Here is a 21,438-nt window from a genome sequence, read left to right on the forward strand (position 1 = left end):
CGAACGAGGCGATCGGCAGCGTCACCGCAGACGGTGCGTATGATACCCGCAAATGCCACGACGCCATCGCTGACCGCGGTGCCCATGCCGTCATCCCACCCCGCAAAAACGCTAAGTCGTGGAAGGCCGTCACCGCGGGTGCGGTGGCCAGAAACGAGGCCCTGCGAACTTCGAAATACCTCGGCCGCGCTATCTGGCGAAACTGGAGCGGATACCACCGCCGAAGCCGCGTCGAGACCAAGATGCACTGCGTTAAACTGCTGGGGCAGCGCCTCATGGCGCGGGACTTCGACCGACAGGTCGCTGAGCTTCAGGTCCGTATCGCCGTTCTGAACGGCTACACCGCCCTTGGAATCCCTGTCACAGAAGTCGTGGGATAAATCCGTCCGGGGAAAGGGGAACTCCGCTCAGAGACGGTTTTGTGCAACAGAGTCCGCTGCAAGGCTCAAGATCCGTCCAGGTGCTGTGGTACGCGCTATTCTCGAAGGCCAGATTCGCCGTGTGGGCAACCATGCAGATTTCGACGGTTTCGCTGCCATCTACGTAGACCATGACGAAGTCGTGGCGCTGCTTTCGAACGATAGTGCTTCGGCGCTCACCATCGAGCGGTTCGCCAAATCCGTTGGAATTGGCAATCCAACGATACTCAAGCGTCTGATCACCGACGGGCATACTCCTTCCACCCAAATGATGAACCCGCGGACACACGCACGCCAGGACTACATCTCCGAAACCGACGCCGCCGAATTTCACGTGCGCTTCTTCACGCTCAGGACCATGTCGGTTCATTACGGCATGTCGTGGCAACAGCTGTCGTCCAGACTTCGTGCCCGTGGAATCCAGGCCTTCTCACCGGAGGGTGCCGATTTCGGCAGCCTATACCTCCGGTCAGAGATCCCTGAAGACCTTTGAAAGGGACAGGTCAAAACAACCTATGCGGAAGCAAAAGTGGAGCAGAAATGCTGCTCCATTTTACATTAATTACAGGATCTTAGGTAGAGACAGCCTCGGAAATTCATCGCCAACCGAGGTGTTGCGCAAGCTCTTAAATTTTCTTTGCGCACGCTTCTCCTTTTTCTGGCTTACAGTTCAGACCCCTCAACTCACCCACACTTCGAGTGACCGCACGACGAACATGTCATGCACCCTTCAACCATCATCATCGAGAACTGGCCACAAGACGGGCAGGCCTTACCGCGCGGTGCGTCGAGACCCACGACCTTCGCCTGAGGGTCACTCTTCAGGCCCATGCCCTCGCCCTCCAGGAACCCGGTCGCCACAAGGTGCTGCTCGATCACGCCGCCGATGGCCGCGAGGATCGAGGGGATGTACTTGCCCTTCACCCAAGCACCGCCGCGCGGGTCGAAGACGGCTTTCAGTTCCTCGACCACAAACGATACGTCGCCGCCGCGACGGAAGACGGCCGAGATCATTCGCGTCAGTGCCAGCGTCCAGGCGTAGTGCTCCATGTTCTTGGAGTTGATGAAGACCTCGAAGGGCCGACGGTGCCCGGCGACAACAATATCGTTGATTGTCAGGTAGATGGCGTGTTCCGAATCCGGCCACTTCAACTTGTAGGTGTTACCTTCGAGGTGCTCCGGGCGGTCCAGCGGCTCCGCCATGTAGATTACGTCGCCATGGGGCTGCTGCGGTTCGGCGTCGTCGTTGGCAACCACCTCCGGCGCCTTCTTCTCCTCCGAGGACACCGACAGGACCGACCCGGTCACGTCGTTCGGGCGGTAGGTCGTGCACCCTTTGCAGCCGGATTCATAGGCGGCCAGATACACCTCCTTGAAGTCCTCGAAGGAGATGTCCTCGGGGCAGTTGATCGTCTTGGAGATCGAGGAATCGACCCACTTCTGCGCCGCCGCCTGCATGCGCACATGATCGAGCGGGGCAAGCGTCTGGGCGTTGACGAAGTAGTCGGGCAGATCGCCCTCGCCGTGCAACTCGCGGTACATCTTGACCGCGTAATCGACCACTTCTTCCTCGGTCCGGGTGCCGTCCTTCTGCAACACCTTGCGGGTGTAGGCATAGGCAAAGACCGGCTCGATCCCCGAGGACACGTTCCCGGCATAGAGCGAAATCGTCCCGGTCGGCGCGATCGACGTGACCAGCGCGTTGCGGATGCCATGCTTGCGCACCGCCTCGCGGACGTCGTCGTCCATCTGCATCATGTTGCCCGAGGCCAGGTACTTCTCGGCGTCGAACAGCGGGAAGGCGCCCTTCTCCTTCGCCAGATCCACGGAGGCCAGGTAGGACGCCCGCGCGATGGCCTTCAGCCAGCCCTCGGCAACGACAGCCGCTTCCTCGGACCCGTAGCGCTGGCCGCACATCAGCAGCGCATCCGCCAAGCCGGTGACGCCCAGACCGATGCGGCGCTTGTTCTGCGCTTCCTGCTCCTGCGCGGGAAGCGGGAACCGCGACACGTCCACCACGTTGTCCATCATGCGGATGGCGCAGGCGACCAGATCGGACAGCTTGTCCTCGTCCAGATGCGCCGCGTCGGTGAAGGGCTCCGCCACCAGCCGCGCCATGTTGATCGATCCCAGCAGGCAGGCACCATAGGGCGGCAGGGGCTGCTCGCCACAGGGGTTCGTCGCCGCGATGGTCTCGCAGTAGTTGAGGTTGTTCGCCTTGTTGATGCGGTCGATGAAGATCACGCCCGGCTCGGCATAGTCATAGGTCGCCCGCATGATCTTGTTCCACAGGTCGCGTGCGTCGAGCGTGTGATAGACCACGCCGCCAAACTTCAGCTCCCAGGGACCATCGGCCTTCACCGCTTCCATGAAGTCATCGGTGACCAGCACGGACAGGTTGAACATGCGCAGGCGGGCCGAGTCCGCCTTGGCCGCGATGAACTGCTCGATGTCGGGGTGATCGCAGCGCATGGTCGCCATCATCGCCCCGCGCCGCGAGCCCGCCGACATGATCGTCCGGCACATGGCGTCCCACACGTCCATGAAGGACAGCGGGCCAGAGGCATCCGCCGCCACGCCCGCCACCGGCGCGCCCTTCGGCCGGATGGTCGAGAAATCGTAGCCGATCCCGCCGCCCTGCTGCATGGTCAGCGCGGCTTCCTTCAGCATGTCGAAAATGCCGCCCATCGTGTCCGGGATCGTCCCCATCACAAAGCAGTTGAACAGCGTGACAGAGCGGTCGGTCCCGGCCCCCGCCGTGATCCGCCCGGCGGGCAGGTATTTGAAATCCTCCAGCGCGTGGTAGAACTTCTCTTCCCACAGCGCCGGCTTCGCCTCGGCCTGCGCAAGGCTGCGCGCGATCCGCCGCCAGGTGTCCTCCACCGACTTGTCGACCGGCGTGCCGTCGGCCTCCTTCAGGCGATATTTCATATCCCAGATCTGTTCGGCGATGGGGGCAGCAAAGCGGGTCATGAGCGGCAAGACTCCAGTTGTCGGCAAGAGCGGTCAGTTACCCCGCCCCGATGTGATTCCACAACCCGTCACACCCCAGATTTCGGAGGACGGGAAGCCGACCCATACCACATCCTGCCCTTCGGCTGAACAGCGGAGTTTCTCTGCAACCGCCCTGCCCTTGCGTCAGACAGCCCATTGCGCCACCTCCCGAACCCGCGCACCCTGCCCCGCAGGAGGACGCGACATGACCCGGAAAATCCTTGTGACCGCAGGCGCAAACGGCATCGAACGCGCCATCGCACTGGCCTTTGCCGCCACCGGAGCCCGCGTCGACGTGCTCGACATCGACGAGGCGGCGCTGGACCAGATCACGACAACGGACGGCATCACCGGCGCACGCGCCGACATGGCCGAGGCAGGGACCCTGCCCGACGCCGTGGAACGGGCCGTCGCCCGGCTCGGCGGCCTCGATGTGCTGGTGAACAACGCCGGGGCCTTTGGCCCGACCGCGCCGGTCGAAGACTACCCGCTGGCCGACTGGCGCGCCGTGCTCGACCTGAACCTGACCGGCACCTTCGCCGTCACCGCCGCCGCCATCTCGCATCTGCGCCGGGGCAGCGATCCCGCGATCGTCGTCATGTCCTCGCTCGCAGGCCGCTTCGGCTACCCGAACCGCGCCGCCTATGCCGCGTCGAAATGGGGCCTCGTCGGGTTCACGAAAACCCTCTCGATGGAGCTCGGCCCCGACGGCATCACCTGCAACGCCATCCTGCCCGGTGCCGTGGCAGGCGACCGCATCGAAAGCGTCCTCGCAGGCCGCGCCGCGCAGAACGGCACCACGCTGGAACAGGAACGCGCGGGCGCGCTGCGCAACCAGTCGGTGCAACGCTTTGTCCCGCCCGAAGAGATCGCCGCCCTCTGCCTCTTCCTCGCCAGCCCCGCCGCGCGGTCGATCTCCGGCCAGACCTTCCCCATCGACGGCGACAGCCGCTCCACCGTGTGACGTGACGTTTCCAGGCGGGTTAACGGTGTTTCTTTCCACGCAACGGGGTTCGCCCGGAACAGCGGGCACAAAAGTTAACAACCGGCCGGTTTACCCCCGAAAACCGGCCGCGACTCACCTTAACGCGGGCCGAAATCCGTTCACGTTTCGGTAACCCGCGGTGGCCATCTGACGGCGCAACACAATATATGGTAGGTCCAAAGACCGGTCGCCCGGTTAACCCCAGCGCGCGCTCCGGTCAGAAACACCGTATCGGCCCACGTTAACCCCTGCCCTTGAAGCGCCCGGCCAAGGCCCCTATCCTTTGCCTCTCCACCACGGGGACTGCCCATGACCACCACCCACCTCATCAAGCTCTCCGTCGGCACCGAGTCGGTCGAGGACCTCGCCGCGTGGCAGGCCTCCATGGCGCCGCGCTGGCCCAAAGGGCTGCCGCGCCACGTCACCCGCATGTGGCCAAAGCGCGAGGCAGAGGTGCTGAACGGCGGCTCGATCTTCTGGGTTATCAAGGGCTTGGTGCAGGCACGCCAGAAAATCCTGCGGCTCGAAAAGGTTACCGGGCAGGACGGCATCGACCGCTGCGCCATCGTTCTGGACCGAGACCTGATCCGCACGACGACGGCGCCGAAACGCCCGTTTCAGGGCTGGCGCTACCTCGCGCCCGCCGACGCGCCCACGGACCTCCCCGCGCATCGCAAGGCCGAGGAACCGCTTCCGCCCGAACTCGCCAGCGCCCTCGCCGACATCGGCATCCTCTGACGCCTGATCCAAAGACTTTTCGACCGAAAAGTCTTCCCCCACCAAGGCTTTGCGACGCAAAGCCTTCACCCCCGCACCCAAACCCAAACCAGCGCCACCCCCTCGCGCAGCACCCGTTTCACCCGCGCCCGCGACCACGGCGGAGAGGGCGGCGCGGACACCTCCACCGCCCATCCCATCCGCCGCGCCAACAACCGCGCCCGCGCGCCATGCGCCCGATCCGTCACCACGACAACCCGCGCGTCCCCCACCAACCCCATGGAAAACCGCAGGTTTTCCTCGGTATTCGCCGCGCGTTCCTCCAGCACCAGCGCCGCCTCCGGCACGCCCATCTCGCGACAGACCGCAGCCGCCACCGCTGCCTCGGACGGCCCGCCCCAGCGGTCCGACCCGGAACAGATGATCCGCCCCACGCGCCCCCCCAGCCACAGCCGCGCCGCATGTTCCGCCCGCCGCCGCAGCGCGGGCGAGGCGCGCCCGTCAACCACCTTCGCCCCCAGCACCAGCGCACAGGACCTCTGTTCCATCTGCCCTTCCCTCCACCGCGCGATGCGTTAACCTGCCGCCAAGCGACAGGAGATACCATGACCGATACCTACACCCCGCCCAAAGTCTGGACCTGGGAAAAGCCCTCCGGCGGCAGCTTCGCCTCGATCAACCGCCCCATCGCCGGTCCGACCCATGACGCCGATCTGCCCGTCGGCGATCATCCGTTCCAGCTTTATTCCATGGGCACGCCGAACGGCCAGAAGGTCACGATCCTGCTCGAGGAGCTGCTCGCCGCCGGTCACGCCGCCGAGTATGACGCATGGTTGATAAAGATCGGCGACGGCGACCAATTCGGGTCCGGCTTCGTCGACATCAACCCCAATTCGAAGATCCCCGCGCTGATGGACCGCTCCGGTGCCTCCCCCGTCCGCGTCTTCGAATCCGCCGCGATCCTGTTGCACCTGGCCGAGAAGTTCGACGCCTTCCTCGGCCCGAAGGACAGCCGTTCCGAGATGCTCTCCTGGCTCTTCTGGCAGATGGGCTCCGCCCCCTACCTCGGTGGCGGCTTTGGACACTTCTACGCCTATGCCCCTGAAAAGATGGAATATCCCATCAATCGCTTCACCATGGAGGTGAAGCGCCAGCTGGACGTTCTCGACCGCCATCTGGCGCAAAACGAATTCATGGTGGGCGATCACTACACCATCGCCGACATGGCGATCTGGCCGTGGTACGGGCGCACCGTGCATGGCGAAAGCTATGACGCGGGTGAATTCCTCGACGTCGGCATCTACAAGAACGTCATCCGCTGGGCCGACACGCTCAAGGCCCGCCCCGCCGTCCAGCGCGGCCGTATCGTCAACCGCACCGGCGAGGGCTTTGTCGCCAATCGCCACTCTGCGGCAGACATCGACGCGGCGCTGAACGCCTGAACGACAAAGGGCGGGGATCATCCCCGCCCTGCCACGTCACTCGACGCCCAGCATCTCGCCCAGCGTCCGGAGCGTCGCGCGCTCCTCATCGCTCATCTCGGCGACACGCGACCGGAACAGCGTCGCCTGACTGCGCAGCACCGGCTCTTCCTGCAACACTTTCAAGTGGTTGGCCCGCAGCGTATCGCCGGTCGAGGTGATATCCGCCACCGCCTCGGCGGTCAGGTTTTTGACGGTCCCTTCCGTCGCGCCTTGGCTGTCCACCAGCTGGTAATCCGCCACACCGCCCGCGTGCAGATAGGCCCGCACCAGCCGGTGATACTTCGTCGCGATCCGCATCCGGAACCCGTGCCGCGCACGAAAGGCCGAGGCCGCCGCGTCCAGATCGTCCAGCGTATCCACGTCCACCCAGCAGGCCGGAACCGCCACGATTAGGTCAGCGTGGCCAAAGCCCAGTTCCGCCAGCGTCGCGACCTTCTGCTCCCATTGCACCAGCTTCTCGCGCACGAGGTCGGTGCCCGTCACGCCGAGGTGAATGCGTCCCGCCGCCAGTTCGCGCGGGATTTCCCCCGCCGACAGCAGCACCAGCTCGACCCCTTCGACACCCGTGACCTCGCCGGAATATTCCCGCTCGGACCCGGTGCGCGCCAACCCGACGCCCCGCGCGCCGAACCAGTCAAAGGTCTTCTCCATCAGCCGCCCCTTGGACGGCACCCCCAGCTTGATCGTCATGCCTTGGACTCCTGAGCGCAGCAGGCCTTCTCGTCCATCTCGACCAGCAGGCCGGGCCGGATCACGCCGCCCACCGCCGGGATTTCCTTGCCCCGGCCCAACTGCCGGGTCAGCGCGTCGTAGCGCCCGCCGCTGGCGATGGCTGGCCAATCCGCCCGCTGCGGGCAGTAAAAGCCAAAGACGAAGCCGTCGTAATACTCCATCGAGGACCGCCCGTGTCCGGCCTCGAAGGCCAGTCGCGACACGTCCACGCCCCGTGCCTGAAGCGCCTCGCAGCGCGCCTCAAATGCCTCCACGGCCTCGGAAATCGCGGGCATGTCCACGGCGATGTCGCGCAGGTGCTCCAAGGCATAGGGGCACATCTCGGACACCTTCAGCAGGGCGTCGATCAGGTCCACCTGCTCGCCCGACAGCATCGGTTCCGAGGCGTCCAGCCGCAGCATTTCGACCCGCTGAAGCACCTCGTCCTCGTCGCGCAGGCCGATCATCGGACCGGCCGCAGCCATCGGATCCTCCGACGCCAAAAGCGCCGCGCGGGACGCGGGCATCGGCGCCCGCCCGGAATAGCGGTCTAGCAAAGCCCGGAAGCGGCGGGGCCGCCAGATGTGCCGCATCAGCGCCGCACGACGCGGGGCAGAGGTCTCCAACCCCAGCACCGCCGCCGTCAGGATACCGATGTCCCCCGTCACCGGACGCAGGGTGTAGTCCGACAAAACCTCGGAAAACAGGGCGAAAACCTCGGCGTCCGCCGCAGCGGCGCTCTCGCGGTCAAAGACCTCGTAGCCCACCTGGAAATACTCCGGCGCGCGTTCGGGGTGCTCCTCCTGCCGCCGAAAGACCTCGCCCGCGTAGGTATACCGCGCGGGCTCCGCCCCCTCGGCCATGTGCATCTGCACCACCGGCACGGTAAAGTCCGGGCGCAGCATGACCTCGCCGCGCACCGGGTCCGTGGTGACGAAGGCCCGCGTGCGCACGTCCTCGCCGTAAAGGTCCAGCAGCACCTCTGCGGGTTGCAGCACGGCACAGTCCACCGACACCGCCCCTGCCGCCTCGAACCGCGATTTCAGCGCCGCCGCCTTGGCCCGGACTGTCGCCAAGGTCACTGGTACAACTCCAGGATCTCGCGCACCTTCTGCACCATATCGCCACGCGGCACCTCGTATTGCGAGGGTCGGTCCTTCCACTCCTCCAAGGACGCATTCTCGGCCAGCTTCGCGCCAAGGATCAGGTCCTTGATCTGCACCACGCCGCGCTCCTTCTCGTCTCCGCCCTCGATGACGGCGACAGGCGACAGGCGTTTGTCGGCGTATTTCAACTGGTTGCCAAAGTTCTTCGGGTTGCCGAGGTAGACCTCGGCGCGGATGCCCGCCTGACGCAGCTCGGCGACCATGGCCTGGTAGTCCGCCATGCGCGCCTTATCCATCACCGTGACCACGACCGGCCCCTGCTCGGTGCCACCGATGCGACCCTTCTCGCGCAGCGCCGCCAGCAGGCGGTCTACGCCGATGGACACACCCGTGGCCGGCACCGCCTGCCCGGTGAACCGCTTCACTAGGTCGTCGTACCGCCCGCCGCCCGCGACCGAGCCGAACTGCCGCTTGCGGCCCTTTTCGTCAAGGATTTCAAAGGTCAGCTCGGCCTCGAACACCGGTCCGGTGTAGTAGCCGAGGCCACGCACCACCGACGGGTCGATCACGATCCGGTCCGGGCCATAGCCTTGCGCGGCCAGCAGGGACGCCATCTCGGCCAGTTCATCGACCCCCTCGGCCCCGACCGTCGACGCGCCAACAGCCGCGCGCAGCGCCTCGAGCGTCGCCTCGTTGGTCTCGCGCTTCGACGTCAGGAAGGCCACCACCGGCTCCGCCTGCTCGTCGCGCAGCCCCACGCCGTCGATATACGCGCCAGAGGCATCCAGCCGCCCCTTGCCCAAGAGCTCGCGCACCCCGGCCTCGCCGACCTTGTCGAACTTGTCGATGGTGCGCAGCACGTCCGCCGCCCGCCCCTCGTCGCTGACGCCCATGGCCTCCAGCACGCCGTTCAGAACCTTGCGGTTGTTGACCCGCACCACGTAGTCGCCGCGCGGAATCCCCAGCACCTCAAGGCAATCCGACAGCATCGCGCAGATCTCGGCATCCGCCGCCACCGTCGCCGCGCCGACCGTATCCGCGTCGCACTGGTAGAATTGGCGATAGCGCCCCGGCCCGGGCTTCTCGTTGCGCCAGACAGGTCCCATGGCGAACCGCCGATAGGGCAAGGGCAGATCGTTGCGATGCTGCGCATAGACGCGGGCCAGCGGCGCCGTCAGGTCATAGCGCAGCGCCATCCACTTCTCGTCCTCGTCCTGCCAGGCAAAGACACCTTCGTTCGGGCGATCCACATCGGGCAGGAACTTGCCCAGCGCCTCGACCGTCTCCACGCCCGAGGACTCCAGCGCCTCGAACCCGTAGCGATGGTAGACAGCCGCGATGGCGCGCAGCATCTCGGTGCGCTCCGTCACCTCGGTCCCAAAGTAATCGCGGAATCCCTTGGGCGTCTCTGCCTTGGGGCGCGGGGCTTTCTTGTCTTTGGCCATTGGTCAACGTCCGGCTGTTTTCTCCGTCGCGCTCCCTCTACCGAACCCCCCGCAAGGTAGCAAGCAAAGCCCGTGTCGCAGCCCCGCCCCTTGCAGCTTCTCCTTGGGCCAAATACTCAGGGACATCACCACGCCACGCCCAACCGCGAGGGAATGCCATGTCCGACACCAATGAGACCAACCGCATCCTCGAGGAACGCGTGGCCCACCTGCACAACACGGTCGACGAGCTCTCGGACGTCGTGGCCCGACAGGACGCGGAACTGCGCGCCCTCACCCGGCGCATGGAAATGCTGATCCGCCGCGAGGCCGAACGCGAAGCCGACGCCCCCGGCGGCGTCATTATAGGCGACGAACGCCCGCCACACTACTGAACCTACCACGCTCTTCAGTGCCAGCCAGGTACTCCGGCGCTTCTCCCCACGGCGAAAGCCGGGACAATCGCGGCGTCCCGGAAGCACATTTTCAGCGAATTGCCCGAAGCCTCCACCCCCTCCATCCTTGGTAGGACGGTCGAGGACGTACGCAGTCGTTTTTCATTCTTCGAGTCGGCACGGATCTCACTACGGACAGATCAGACAGCCAGCCCTTCAGCGTCGGGAGCGTCGAAGAGGCAGCGCATCCCGGCCACGCTGCGCCCGACGATCATGACACCGTCGCCCCGCTCCACGCTCAGCGAAGGGTCCGGCCGGGGCAGCACCTCGCCACCCTGACGCATCAGCTGCACGACGAGGAACCGTCCATCGGCACGCGCTTCGATCTCGGCCACGGTCAGGCCGGTCATAGCCCCTCCCTCCGGGGCAATGACCACGTCGGTCTCCAGCCCCATGCTGCGCAACACGCGCTCGCGCGCCTGCTGCAGAGCCGCCTGGCTCGGGCTCTTCTGCGTGTCTGGATACAAGATCACTTCCGCCGCCCTCTCGGCCCCAATGTGTGCGGGCAGAATGACATTGTCCGCACCGGCCTGCCGCAGCTTGCCCTCGGTCGTCGGCAGTTCGCCACGCGCCACGATACTGATCTCGTGGTTCAGGCTGCGCGCCGAAAGCGTGATGAAAACGTTGGCCGCGTCGTTGGGGATAACAGTCGCCAATGTCCGCGCCCGCGTGATACCCGCCTCCTTCAGCACCTCTTCGGTGGTACCGTCACCCTGCACACAGAGGAAACCCATCGCTTCTGCCGCCTCAATCCGTTGCGGATCGCGGTCGACCAAAACGAATCGCGCGCCCCCGGCCCGCAGTTCACGCGCCAGCATCATGCCCGTTCGCCCAAGCCCCACCACGATCACGTGGTTCTTCAGGTGATCGATTTCCCGCGTCATGCGTTGCCTCCCGAAAATCCTGTCCAGTTGAGACGCCGTCAGGACCTGCACCAGAGAACCGGTCAGCAGGATGGTCCCGGTGCATCCAAAGATCATCGTGCCAACGGTCACCGCCCGCAAATACGCTGTGTCTGCGGGATGCACCTCGTTGTAGCCAACCGAGTAGACCGTGATAAGCACCATGTAGATGCTGTCCCCCAGGCTCCAACCCGCGGCCATGTAGGCACCGGTCGCGATGGCCACCACGGCCAACAGGTAAATCACGATGCTGGCCAGGGTCCGGCCGGGGGAATGGAAGATATCCATGGTCCGCGCCTCCCGCGCGCTCCTGTGCTGCCTGTCCGGTCAACAGGTTAGCTCTTGCCGCGCCAAGGTGGAATGCGGCCCCATGGCCGCACCCGGGGAATGCCTTTCCAGCTCCGTACCAGGTTTTGGCACCGCCCTCAGCGCTTGCCGTCCAGGGCCACCACTTCGCCGTCGTGCAACAGGATGTTGGTCCAGCGGGTGTTGTCCTCGAACCGCTCGTAGAACGACACGAACACCGTATCCTTTTCCAGCGTCGACATCTTCGACCCGCAGGACTGGCCCTTCTTCACCCGGCAGATCCGCGCCTTGATGTCCTCGAACGCCCGGTCGGTAGACAGCACCGGCAGAGATGACCCGGCAGGACCATAGTGGATCTGCTCCCATGTTTCGGGCGAGCCGAACATCACCAGCGCAGCCGTGAATTGCCGCGCGCAACCGTCCTTGAACCCGGTCAGATAATAGCTGCGCGCCGATGTGCTCCCGGGTGCGCTATCGCGCAGTTCATATCCCCGCCCACGCTCCGGCCAGCTTTGCGTCTTTGCACCCAGCTGGGATTCCGAAACGCCACAAACACGCGCGATCTGGCCATAGGGCACGGTCGTGCCAAAGGCGACCTCTTTGAAATCGGGCGCGCCGGGCTTCGGGGCACCACCAGCCTTGGCGCGGGGTCTGCCGCCGCCGAACAATCCGCCACGCTGGGCGGGTTTTTCCTCTGGCAGAACGGCAACAGCCAGCTGGACCTCTGGCTCTGCTTCGCTTTGGGTGGTCGGCTGCGCAGCAGAAACGCCCTCGGCAGCAGCCCCGGCGCGAAGGAAACCGAACAATCCGCGTTTTGCAGGAGCGGCCTCTGCGGCAACCTCGGGCGCGATCTCCGCCTCAGCCGTCGGGGCCATTTCCGGGGCGCTTTCGGCAACGTCCACGTCGGTCAACTCAACAGCGGGCGTGTCGGCATCCACGAGGACGGCAGAGCCCAAAGCAGCAGCGACCGGTTCCGCCTCAGCCTTGCCGCCCCCCCCAAAAAAACCGAACAACCCGCGTTTTTCCGGCACAGCCGCAGGGGCATCATCCGACACGGCGATGACGATCTCGTCGGCGCCTTCCGCGCCCATCGCAGCACCTTCGCCAGCCACAGGGGCGGTGATTGCGTCCGCCGCGGGGTCCGGCGCTGTCGCCGCATCGGCCTTGCGCTTCAGGAACCCCAACAGCCCGCGTTTCGGAGCTTCACCCGAGGCCGCTACCTGAGGCAGAGCCTCACCCGAATCTTCTGGCGCAAGCACGTCCGCCTGACCGGCCTCCGTGGCCACCTCGACCTCGGACAGACGGGGGACATTGCGCATCGGGTCACCGCAGGCCGATACGGCCAGTACCATCCCCAGACCCAGACACAGCTTGCGCATACCTACTCCCCGCACGGTTTCCCACCGTCCTAGCGCAGCAGGGCGGGCGAGGTCCACACTCCCTTTGGACAGGTCACAGGCCCCGGCGGAAGGCCGCTGTGGTCAGCAATCCTCGACCGCCATTACGCCAGCAAGCGATTTTACCGCGCCCTTGATCTCGGGCGTGACCGGGAAAGGCTCGGAAAGGTCCATTTCCACCTCTCCCGGCAGTCCGGGCGAGGACAGGCGCAGGTAGATCGGACCGCGCGCGGCCTTGGGCATCTTTTCGGCCGCATCGCCGAGAACCGTGGCGATCTGTTTCAACGCGCCTGGGTCCTCGACGAAAATCCGCATCCCCAAAGGCGCACCGGGACTGCCGCCGGTGGCCATCTCGACCGGGATCACGCCCCGCGCCAGCAGCTTCAGTTGGTCGCTTTCCATCGTGGCCTCGACCGTGACGACCACCTTCGACCCGGTTTCAAGGAATTCGCGAGACTTCTCCAGGGTCTCGGAGAAAATCGTAACCTCGTAGGCCCCCGTCGGGTCGCTGAGTTGCGCAAAGGCAAAGCGGTTCCCCCGCGCCGATTTACGCTCCTGCCGCCCGGCCACCACGCCCGCCAGCTTGGCCACCAGCGGCCCGCGCTCGGCCTTGGCCGTCACCTCGTCCAGCGTCACCACGTCCTGCCGTTTCAGCGCGGGCATGTAATCGTCCAACGGGTGCCCGGACAGGTAAAAGCCCACCGCCTTGAATTCCTCTGCCAGCCGTTCGGCGGGCAGCCAGTCGGGCACGGGCGACAGGCGCGGCTCGGGCAGGTCGTCCCCGGCCTCGCCGAACAGCGACACCTGGGCGCTGGCCTTCTGCTCGTGGATCGCCGCCGAATAGGCGACGAGTGCATCAAGCGAGTCGAAGATGCGCCGCCGGTTCCCGTCCAGCACGTCGAAGCATCCCGCCCGCGCCATCATCTCCAACGGTCGCTTGCCGACCTTCTTCAGGTCCACCCGGCGGGCAAAATCGAACATCGTGGTGAACGGTTTGTCTCCCCGCCCGGCCACCACCAGTTTCATCGCCTCCAGACCCACGTTCTTCAGCGCGCCCAGCGCGTAGACCAGTTCCTGATCGACCACGTCGAAGGTCGCCAGGGACCGGTTCACGCAAGGCGGCACCCACGGCAGTTTCAGCCCCTTGCGGACCTCTTCGAAATAGATGGCCAGCTTGTCCGTCAGGTGGATATCGCAGTTCATGACGCCCGCCATGAACTCCACCGCGTGGTTCGCCTTCAGCCACGCCGTGTAATAGGACACCACCGCATAGGCCGCCGCGTGCGACTTGTTGAAACCGTAGTTGGCGAATTTCTCCAGCAGGTCGAAGACCTCACTGGCCTTCTTTTTATCAACCCCGTTCTTGGCCGCGCCCTCTTCGAACTTGGGTCGTTCGGCGTCCATCGCCTCCTTGATCTTCTTGCCCATGGCGCGGCGCAGCAGGTCCGCGCCGCCAAGGCTGTAGCCCGCCATGACCTGCGCGATCTGCATCACCTGTTCCTGATAGACGATGATGCCCTGCGTCTCGGCTAGGATATGGTCGATGGAGGGGTGAACCGAGGTGATCGGCTTCAGCCCGTTCTTCACCTCGCAATAGGTCGGGATGTTCTCCATGGGGCCGGGACGATAGAGCGCCACCAGCGCCACGATGTCCTCGATGCAGGTGGGCTTCATGCGCTTGAGCGCATCCATCATCCCCGAGCTTTCCACCTGGAACACGGCGACCGTCTTGGCCGAAGCATACAGTTTATACGTCTTCTCGTCGTCCAGCGGGATCAGGTTGATCTGGTTCTTGCCGCCCTCGGCGGGTTCATACAGCTCCGTGCCATCTGCCGCGATATGCAGGTCGCGGCCCGACTTGTAGATTAGCTCGCAGGCGTTCTGCACCACGGTCAGCGTCTTCAGGCCGAGGAAGTCGAACTTCACCAGCCCCGCCTGTTCGACCCATTTCATGTTGAACTGCGTCGCGGGCATCTCGGAGCGCGGATCGCGGTAGAGCGGCACCAGTTCGTCGGTCGGACGGTCGGCAATGACGACCCCCGCCGCGTGTGTGCCCGCGCTGCGCAGCAGACCCTCCACCTGCATCCCGTATTTCAGCAGGCGGTCCACGACCTCCTCGTTGCGGGCCTCCTCCGCCAGACGCGGCTCGTCGCGCAAGGCCTGCTCGATCGAGACGGGTTTGACCCCCTCCACCGGGATCATCTTGGACAGGCGGTCCACCTGCCCATAAGGCATCTGCAACACCCGGCCCATGTCGCGCACGGCCGCCTTCGACAACAACGCACCAAAGGTGATGATCTGCGCCACACGGTCGTGGCCGTATTTCTCCTGCACGTAGCGGATCGTCTCTTCGCGACGGTCCATGCAAAAGTCGATGTCGAAGTCGGGCATCGACACCCGTTCCGGGTTCAGGAAGCGTTCGAACAGCAGCGAATAGCGCAGCGGGTCAAGGTCGGTGATCGTCAGCGCATAGGCCACAAGGCTACCCGCACCCGACCCCCGCCCCGGACCGACCGGGATGTCGTTGTCCTTCGACCACTGGATGAAGTCCGCAACGATCAGGAAGTAGCCGGGGAAGCCCATCCCCTCGATGATGCCCAGTTCGAAATCCAGCCGCTCCTGGTATTCCTCGACGCTGACGGCATGGGGGATCACCGCGAGGCGCGCCTGCAAGCCCTCGTTCGCCATGCGCCGCAGTTCCGCCACCTCGTCGTCGGCGAATTTCGGCAGGATCGGGTTGCGGCGATAGGCCATGAAGGCGCAGCGCTTCGCGATCTCGACGGTGTTCTCCAGCGCTTCGGGCAGGTCGGCAAACAGCACCGCCATTTCTTCGGGCGTCTTCAGGTAATGCTGCGCGGTCAGCCTGCGGCGCGGCTCGATCTGGTCGACATAGGCGCCCTCGGCGATGCAGATCATCGCGTCGTGGGCTTCGTACATGCCCGTTTTCGGGAAATAGACGTCGTTCGTCGCCACGATGGGGATCGACAGGTCATAGGCCATCTCGATCAAGCCGCGCTCGGACAGGCGCTCGGCCTCGGGCAGTTGGCCGTCTTCCTCCGGGTGGCGCTGCAATTCGACATACAGCCTGTCGCCAAAGATATCCGCCATGCGCCGCAACAGCATGTCCGCTGCAGAGCGCGAATTCAGCCGCAACAACCGCCCCAGCGGCCCGTCCGGCCCGCCGGTGAGGCAGATCAGGTCCTCGGAATGCTCGGCCAGTTCCTCCAGCGTGATATGTGCCAGCTCGTTGTCGCGCCGCATGTAGAGGCAACTGTTGAGCTTCATCAGGTGCTCGTAGCCGCGCTCGGTCTGCGCCAGCAGCACCACCGGAGCGGGGTCCTTGATCCGCTCACCCGGCACCTGATCGACATAGCGCAAATCCATCTGGCAGCCGATGATCGGCTGCACGCCCGCACCGCTTGCGCCCACGGAAAATTCCAGCGCGGCGAACAGGTTGTTGGTGTCCGTCACCGCCACGGCGGGCATCGCCATGTCGGCAATCAGGCCCGGCAGCTTCTTCAGCCGCACGGCCCCTTCGAGCAGGGAATATTCGGTGTGGACGCGGAGGTGGATGAATCGAGGATCGGCCATGGACGCACCCTAAAGCCCCGCGCGCCCGCGCGAAAGACCGATCCTGCGGCACCTTGTCAAAGGCACATCACCACAACAATCGCGCCCAAATCGCGCCATTATCGTCCAATAAGTTAACAAGTAGAGTTGACCGCAAACCAAGGCTCACCCGACCCCGATGACCGACCTGACGCGACTGAACGACCGGATCGACACGGCGCTGGACCTGCCGGGACCGCGCCTGACGTTGCGGCAACGGGTCAGACGCTCCGCCCTGCGGGCGGCCGCCTGCCTGTTCCCCGACCGTACAGCCGAGATGCTGGCGCGGCGCTACCTGTCCTCGGCGCACGGCTACCTCGACGAATTGCCCCACGGCAAACACCGCTTCGACGTCATCGACTCCGCGAATGCACCGCCTGTCCTGCGGCTGGCCGGCAAAGCCCCGCGTCAGGGGCAACGCCGCATCCTCGTGGTGCCGGGGCACGACGGCCATTACCGCCAGTTCACCCGCCTGCTGCGCAGCCTGCACACCGCCGGCACAGCCCCGGACCTTCTGGTCCTTCCCGGACATGCCCGCCATGAAGACGGCCTGTGCAGCATGTCCGACATCGTCGACGCGATCCGCCGCACCGTGGCAGAGCACGGCCCATACGACGGGATGGTGGCGCATTGCGTCTCGGCCAATGCGGCGCTCTACGCACTCGATCACGGCATGGACTGTCCGCGCGTCGCGCTGGTCTCGGCGCCGCTGGATCTGCGGCGCCTGATGGAAAGCGGCGGGCGACAATATGGGCTGGACGGGCGGTGCCTGACAAAGTTCCTCGACAATCTCGACAGCTTCAACGCGCCGTATCACATGAACCACCCGTGGCAGCCCATCGCCGCCGAACGGCACGAGGCCCTGCTGGCGGTCCACGCCCGCGACGACTATGCCGCCCCGGTCGAGGACGTGCGCCAGATGGTCAAGCTGGCCGAACACGCTACGCTGGCAGAATTCGACCACGGCGACCACAACGCCATCCTGAACGTAAAGGGCGCCGTGGCCGCGATCACCGCCTTCATGACCGACACGAAAAAGCCGGCCTCCTCGAGTGAAGAGACCGGCAGTGCTGCGCGTTACGCGCAGGGGGAGACACGGTAGAAACCGTTACGAATTCGACAGCGGCAGTTCGTGCAGCAGCATCGACACAAGGCAGGCCAGAACAGCCGCACCCGACGCGATCCAGAACACCGGGTGCAGTGCCGCGCTGAAGCCTTGCATGACCAGCAGTTGCTGCTCGATCGGCATGGCGTGCACCGCCTCGGCGCCCAGTGACCGCAGACCGCCCTCGGCCGCGCCGGGGATATGGCCTGCAAGGTTACGCGTCAGCCCGGCACTGAACACCGCGCCAAAGGCGGCCGTGCCCAGCGCGCCACCGATCAGGCGGAACATGTTGGCACTGGCTGTGCCGACCCCCAGCAGGCTGCGCGGCACGGCATTCTGGATCGCCGCCACCCCGACCGAGAACACCGGCCCGAGGCCAAGCCCGATCAGCACCATCGACCCGGCAATCATCCAAAGCGGCGTCTCCATCGACAGGGAGGTCATGGACAGCATCGCAAGCGCCAGCAGTCCCGTCGACAGCGTCGGCATCAGTTTGTAGCGCCCGGTCTTGGACATCACGCGCCCGGCCATTGTCGATGCAAAGATCAGCCCGCCCATCATCGGCACGAGGAACAGGCCCGACCCCGTAGGCGACACGTTCTTTACCACCTGCAGGAACAGCGGCAGGAAGGTGATCGTGCCGAACATCGCCGTGCCGACCATGAAGCCGACCGTGTTGATGACCACGAAGGTGTTGTTGCGGAACAGGCTGATCGGCAGGATCGGCTCGACGGCGCGCGTTTCGGCCCAGATGAACACGGCAAGCGCAATCAACCCGGTGGCGGCAACGCCAGTCACGGTCGGACTGGTCCAGCCGCCACCCTCGGCGGCCGCGTTCGGCAGCAGCACGACCGAAGCCAGCAGCGTCGCCAGCATCGCCGCACCAAGGTAGTCCACCTTACGCTTGGACAGGTCGGTGCGGCGTGGCAGCGCCATCCCGAGGATGACAAAGGCCAGCGCCCCCACCGGCAGGTTCACGAAAAAGATCCAGTGCCAGCTGAGGTTCTGCACGATGAAGCCGCCCATGAGCGGCCCGATGACCGTCGACACGCCAAAGGCCGCCCCCATGATCCCTTGCGCCATACCGCGCTGACGCGGCGGCAGCAGATCGCCCACCGTCGCCATCGAAGTCACGATCAGCGTCCCCGCGCCGAACCCCTGGATCGCGCGCCCGCCGATCACCATCCCCATGGTCGAGGCGACCCCGCAGAGGATCGCGCCGATGATGAAGACGATGATCCCCGATTGCAGCACCAGCTTGCGCCCGTACATGTCCCCCAGCTTGCCCGCCAGTGGCGCAGCCACGGTCGAGGCCAGCAGATAGGCCGTGATGACCCATGTGATATGATCCATCCCGCCCAGATCGGCGACCATGGTCGGCAGCGCGGTCGAGACGATGGTTTGCCCCAGCGAGGCGAACAGCAGCGTCGCCGCCACAGCGCCAAGGGTGAGCCGAATCATGGCGCTGTCGGGAGCGTCCTCATAATCGGCGGCAGTTTCACTCAGTGACATAAAGACATTTCCTTGAGTATTCAGAGTTTAATCCCGGCGATCCGGGGCGGCCCCCAAAAGGTCGCCGTTGAAATGATGCGGGTTTGAGGCTAAATATGTGTCGGTGGCAATTGCATGTCAACGTCATGCAATTGCCCGATACGCGCAATTGCGCAGAGTGAAAGTTGAGAAATGGCGGAACGCGACGAAATTCTGAAGAAACAGCTGGCCCCGGCGGGTGTAGATCCCGAGCACGCTCAGGCGGCGCTCGACATCGACGCGATACTGCAGGTCTGGCGGCGTCGCGTGTTCAAGCGCGAGCTGGGTTACCGCGCGCTCGATGAACTGGGTTTGCCCATCGACCTTGCTCAGCTGGATGTGCTCATGGCCGTCTGGGCGCCTGCCAACGAATTCGGCCATGACGCCGAGGACGAGACCATGGTCTCCACCGTGGCCCAGCGCCTGAACATCGACCCGTCGCGCGCCTCGCGCATGACCTCTGACCTGATCGGGCGCGGCCTGCTGCAACGCGCTGTCAGCCAGGCCGACGCGCGCCGCACCGTGCTGGAACTGACGCCCGCAGGCATCCGCATCGTCGAGGCCGTGCGGACCTACAAGTTCCTCGTCCTGGGCAGCTACCTGCAAAACTGGACGACCGAAGAAATCGCGACATTCCTGCCGCTTCTCGAACGGTTCAGCCAGTGGTCCGAAACCGCCGCCTGCCCCGGCAAGCTGGTGACCGACGAAATCGCCAAGCTGCGCGAGACCCTGAACGACCTCACCCCCGCAGAGTGAACAGAAAACCTAGCCAGCAGGCTAGGTTTTTCTTGCGCCGACTCGCGCGGCGTGAAAGGTTAGCCTCATGGCTAACCAACTCGATACCTTTTTCGGCGCCATCGCTGATCCCACCCGCCGCGCGGTGATCGAACGGCTGGTGACAGGCCCGGCCTCGGTGTCGGAACTGGCCGAACCGCACGACATGGCCCTGCCCTCTTTCCTCAAGCACCTGAACAAGCTGGAACAGGCGGGCCTCATCCGCACGATCAAGACCGGGCGCACCCGCACGGCCTACATCGAACCGGCGCCACTGGCGCAGGCCGAACACTGGCTCGCCCGGCAACGCAAACTGTGGGAGGGGCGGCTCGACCGCCTCGCCCTATTGGCAGAACAATTGGAACGCGAGGATAAAAAGTGACCGATTTCAAAACCCTGACCCTGAACCGCCAGATCGCCGCCAGCCCGGAGCGCGTGTTTACCCTGATCACCACCCGCGACGGCCGCGCCGCGTGGAGCGCACCTTCGGACACGGCGATGGTCATCATCGACGAATTCGACTGCCGCCCCGGTGGCACCGAACGCACCCGCTGCGGCCCGAAGGAGGCTCCTGATTTCCAGATCCACACCACCTTTCACAAGGTCGACCGCGACTGCATGGCCTCCACGGAAAACCTCGTGATCGGCGGGCAGCTTCTGTCGACCTCGCTGTGCACCCACGACATCGCGGCGCAGGACGGCGGCACGCAGCTGACCGTCACGCTGCAGATCGCCAGCTACGCCGGGGACGAACTGTTCGCCGATTACGCCCAGGGCTGGACCGCCGCGCTCGACAACCTCTCCCGTCTGACTGCCGAGACAGCCGACGCCTGACCCCACGCAAGGACACACTTCCATGACCTTCCAATTCTCCCCTGAAACCGACCTGTCCCTCGAACGTCGCATCGCGGCGTCGCCCGCGAACGTCTGGCGCTGCTGGACCGATCCGGACCTGCTGGTACGCTGGTTCTGCCCTGCCCCGTGGCAGACCACCGAGGCCCGCATCGACCTCCGCCCCGGCGGCGCGTTCTTCACCGCCATGGAGGGCCCGCTGCCCGACGGCACCCAGGGCAGCAATGCCTCCGAGGGCTGCTTTCTCGACGTGATCCCGGAGCGCCGCCTCGTATTCACCGACGCCCTGCGCGCGGACTACCGCCCCAACGGCAAGGGTTTCATGACTGCCGTCCTCACCTTTGAACCGGACGGCGCCGGCACGCTCTATCGCGCCGAGGTGCTGCACAACGACCCCGAAACCCGGCAAAGCCATGAGACCATGGGCTTCCACGACGGCTGGGGCACCGCCGCCGCGCAACTCGAAGAGCTGGCCAAGACCCTCTGACGCCAACGCCCAAAACGCAGGCACCTGCCGCAGCGTTGCCCAACCACCGGGCAAGCGGGGACCAGTTTCCGCTTGCCAAGTTGCGCACGCCCCGCCTAGCCTTGTCCCGACAACGGCAATTCCGCGCGCCTTCTACGCCGCATCGAGGGCGCGCACGGCGGACATCCGCCGCGGGGCAACC

Annotated in this window: 20 protein-coding genes; 11 read left to right on the forward strand and 9 right to left on the reverse strand. The window is 65.2% G+C overall.

What is annotated here, in order from left to right:
- On the forward strand, window positions 1-380 hold a 380-nt coding region (locus ACP16H_RS18870; RefSeq protein WP_425070187.1), incomplete at its 5' end, for a transposase.
- Between the two features lie 85 nt (window positions 381-465).
- Complete coding sequence (locus ACP16H_RS18875; protein ID WP_425073797.1) at window positions 466-912, forward strand: hypothetical protein; 447 nt, start codon at window positions 466-468, stop codon at window positions 910-912.
- 191 nt (window positions 913-1,103) lie between these two features.
- Here the strand turns inward: ACP16H_RS18875 and ACP16H_RS18880 are convergent, their stop codons facing one another.
- Window positions 1,104-3,392 carry an adenosylcobalamin-dependent ribonucleoside-diphosphate reductase gene (locus ACP16H_RS18880; RefSeq protein ID WP_425073798.1) on the reverse strand — a complete coding sequence of 763 codons (2,289 nt, stop codon included), beginning with the start codon at window positions 3,390-3,392 and terminating at the stop codon, window positions 1,104-1,106.
- A 226-nt stretch (window positions 3,393-3,618) separates the two neighbouring features.
- Here ACP16H_RS18880 and ACP16H_RS18885 point away from each other — a divergent pair, with 226 nt between their 5' ends.
- Both ACP16H_RS18885 and ACP16H_RS18890 read left to right on the forward strand, forming a co-directional pair.
- Complete coding sequence (locus ACP16H_RS18885; protein WP_425073799.1) at window positions 3,619-4,377, forward strand: SDR family oxidoreductase; 759 nt, start codon at window positions 3,619-3,621, stop codon at window positions 4,375-4,377.
- 330 nt (window positions 4,378-4,707) lie between these two features.
- On the forward strand, window positions 4,708-5,136 hold the full coding sequence (locus tag ACP16H_RS18890; protein ID WP_425073800.1) for a DUF1489 family protein: 429 nt from the start codon (window positions 4,708-4,710) through the stop codon (window positions 5,134-5,136).
- A gap of 65 nt (window positions 5,137-5,201) precedes the next feature.
- Here ACP16H_RS18890 and ACP16H_RS18895 read toward each other — a convergent pair whose 3' ends face one another.
- Window positions 5,202-5,663, reverse strand: coding sequence for a YdcF family protein (locus ACP16H_RS18895; RefSeq protein WP_425073801.1), 462 nt, complete (start codon window positions 5,661-5,663; stop codon window positions 5,202-5,204).
- Between the two features lie 57 nt (window positions 5,664-5,720).
- Here ACP16H_RS18895 and yghU point away from each other — a divergent pair, with 57 nt between their 5' ends.
- Window positions 5,721-6,557, forward strand: a complete 837-nt coding sequence (yghU, locus tag ACP16H_RS18900) for a glutathione-dependent disulfide-bond oxidoreductase (RefSeq protein ID WP_425073802.1) — start codon at window positions 5,721-5,723, stop codon at window positions 6,555-6,557.
- Between the two features lie 36 nt (window positions 6,558-6,593).
- Here yghU and hisG read toward each other — a convergent pair whose 3' ends face one another.
- From hisG to hisS, 3 genes are read right to left on the reverse strand one after another with little or no spacing between them, the layout of a single operon-like run.
- Window positions 6,594-7,289, reverse strand: coding sequence for an ATP phosphoribosyltransferase (gene hisG / locus ACP16H_RS18905; protein ID WP_425073803.1), 696 nt, complete (start codon window positions 7,287-7,289; stop codon window positions 6,594-6,596).
- A complete protein-coding gene (locus tag ACP16H_RS18910; RefSeq protein WP_425073804.1) occupies window positions 7,286-8,392 on the reverse strand; it encodes an ATP phosphoribosyltransferase regulatory subunit in 1,107 nt (368 codons plus the stop codon). Before ACP16H_RS18910 ends, hisG begins: the two co-directional genes overlap by 4 nt.
- Window positions 8,389-9,861, reverse strand: coding sequence for a histidine--tRNA ligase (gene hisS / locus ACP16H_RS18915; RefSeq protein WP_425073805.1), 1,473 nt, complete (start codon window positions 9,859-9,861; stop codon window positions 8,389-8,391). Before hisS ends, ACP16H_RS18910 begins: the two co-directional genes overlap by 4 nt.
- 158 nt (window positions 9,862-10,019) lie before the next feature.
- On the opposite strand from hisS, the gene ACP16H_RS18920 reads away from it, so the two are divergent.
- A complete protein-coding gene (locus ACP16H_RS18920; protein ID WP_425073806.1) occupies window positions 10,020-10,235 on the forward strand; it encodes a SlyX family protein in 216 nt (71 codons plus the stop codon).
- Between the two features lie 200 nt (window positions 10,236-10,435).
- Here the strand turns inward: ACP16H_RS18920 and ACP16H_RS18925 are convergent, their stop codons facing one another.
- The 3 genes from ACP16H_RS18925 to dnaE form a co-directional block, all read right to left on the reverse strand.
- Window positions 10,436-11,485 carry a potassium channel family protein gene (locus tag ACP16H_RS18925; protein WP_425073807.1) on the reverse strand — a complete coding sequence of 350 codons (1,050 nt, stop codon included), beginning with the start codon at window positions 11,483-11,485 and terminating at the stop codon, window positions 10,436-10,438.
- 137 nt (window positions 11,486-11,622) lie between these two features.
- Window positions 11,623-12,882, reverse strand: coding sequence for a hypothetical protein (locus ACP16H_RS18930; RefSeq protein WP_425073808.1), 1,260 nt, complete (start codon window positions 12,880-12,882; stop codon window positions 11,623-11,625).
- Between the two features lie 102 nt (window positions 12,883-12,984).
- Window positions 12,985-16,491: a DNA polymerase III subunit alpha gene (gene dnaE, locus ACP16H_RS18935; RefSeq protein ID WP_425073809.1), complete on the reverse strand. Its 3,507-nt coding sequence runs from the start codon at window positions 16,489-16,491 to the stop codon at window positions 12,985-12,987.
- Window positions 16,492-16,648: 157 nt separating this feature from the next.
- Here dnaE and ACP16H_RS18940 point away from each other — a divergent pair, with 157 nt between their 5' ends.
- Window positions 16,649-17,611 (forward strand): alpha/beta fold hydrolase, encoded by a 963-nt coding sequence (locus ACP16H_RS18940; protein ID WP_425073810.1) that lies wholly within the window; start codon window positions 16,649-16,651, stop codon window positions 17,609-17,611.
- Window positions 17,612-17,617: 6 nt separating this feature from the next.
- Here the strand turns inward: ACP16H_RS18940 and ACP16H_RS18945 are convergent, their stop codons facing one another.
- Window positions 17,618-19,126 carry an MDR family MFS transporter gene (locus ACP16H_RS18945; protein ID WP_425073811.1) on the reverse strand — a complete coding sequence of 503 codons (1,509 nt, stop codon included), beginning with the start codon at window positions 19,124-19,126 and terminating at the stop codon, window positions 17,618-17,620.
- A 171-nt stretch (window positions 19,127-19,297) separates the two neighbouring features.
- Here ACP16H_RS18945 and ACP16H_RS18950 point away from each other — a divergent pair, with 171 nt between their 5' ends.
- From ACP16H_RS18950 to ACP16H_RS18965, 4 genes are all read left to right on the forward strand, one after another.
- Window positions 19,298-19,900: a MarR family winged helix-turn-helix transcriptional regulator gene (locus ACP16H_RS18950; RefSeq protein ID WP_425073812.1), complete on the forward strand. Its 603-nt coding sequence runs from the start codon at window positions 19,298-19,300 to the stop codon at window positions 19,898-19,900.
- A 67-nt stretch (window positions 19,901-19,967) separates the two neighbouring features.
- Window positions 19,968-20,300 carry an ArsR/SmtB family transcription factor gene (locus ACP16H_RS18955; RefSeq protein WP_425073813.1) on the forward strand — a complete coding sequence of 111 codons (333 nt, stop codon included), beginning with the start codon at window positions 19,968-19,970 and terminating at the stop codon, window positions 20,298-20,300.
- On the forward strand, window positions 20,297-20,752 hold the full coding sequence (locus ACP16H_RS18960) for an SRPBCC family protein (protein ID WP_425073814.1): 456 nt from the start codon (window positions 20,297-20,299) through the stop codon (window positions 20,750-20,752). Before ACP16H_RS18955 ends, ACP16H_RS18960 begins: the two co-directional genes overlap by 4 nt.
- Before the next feature lie 22 nt (window positions 20,753-20,774).
- Window positions 20,775-21,257 carry an SRPBCC family protein gene (locus ACP16H_RS18965; protein WP_425073815.1) on the forward strand — a complete coding sequence of 161 codons (483 nt, stop codon included), beginning with the start codon at window positions 20,775-20,777 and terminating at the stop codon, window positions 21,255-21,257.
- Window positions 21,258-21,438 lie beyond the last annotated feature (181 nt).

This window comes from Sagittula sp. S175 (assembly GCF_049800975.1).
GTDB lineage: Bacteria > Pseudomonadota > Alphaproteobacteria > Rhodobacterales > Rhodobacteraceae > Sagittula.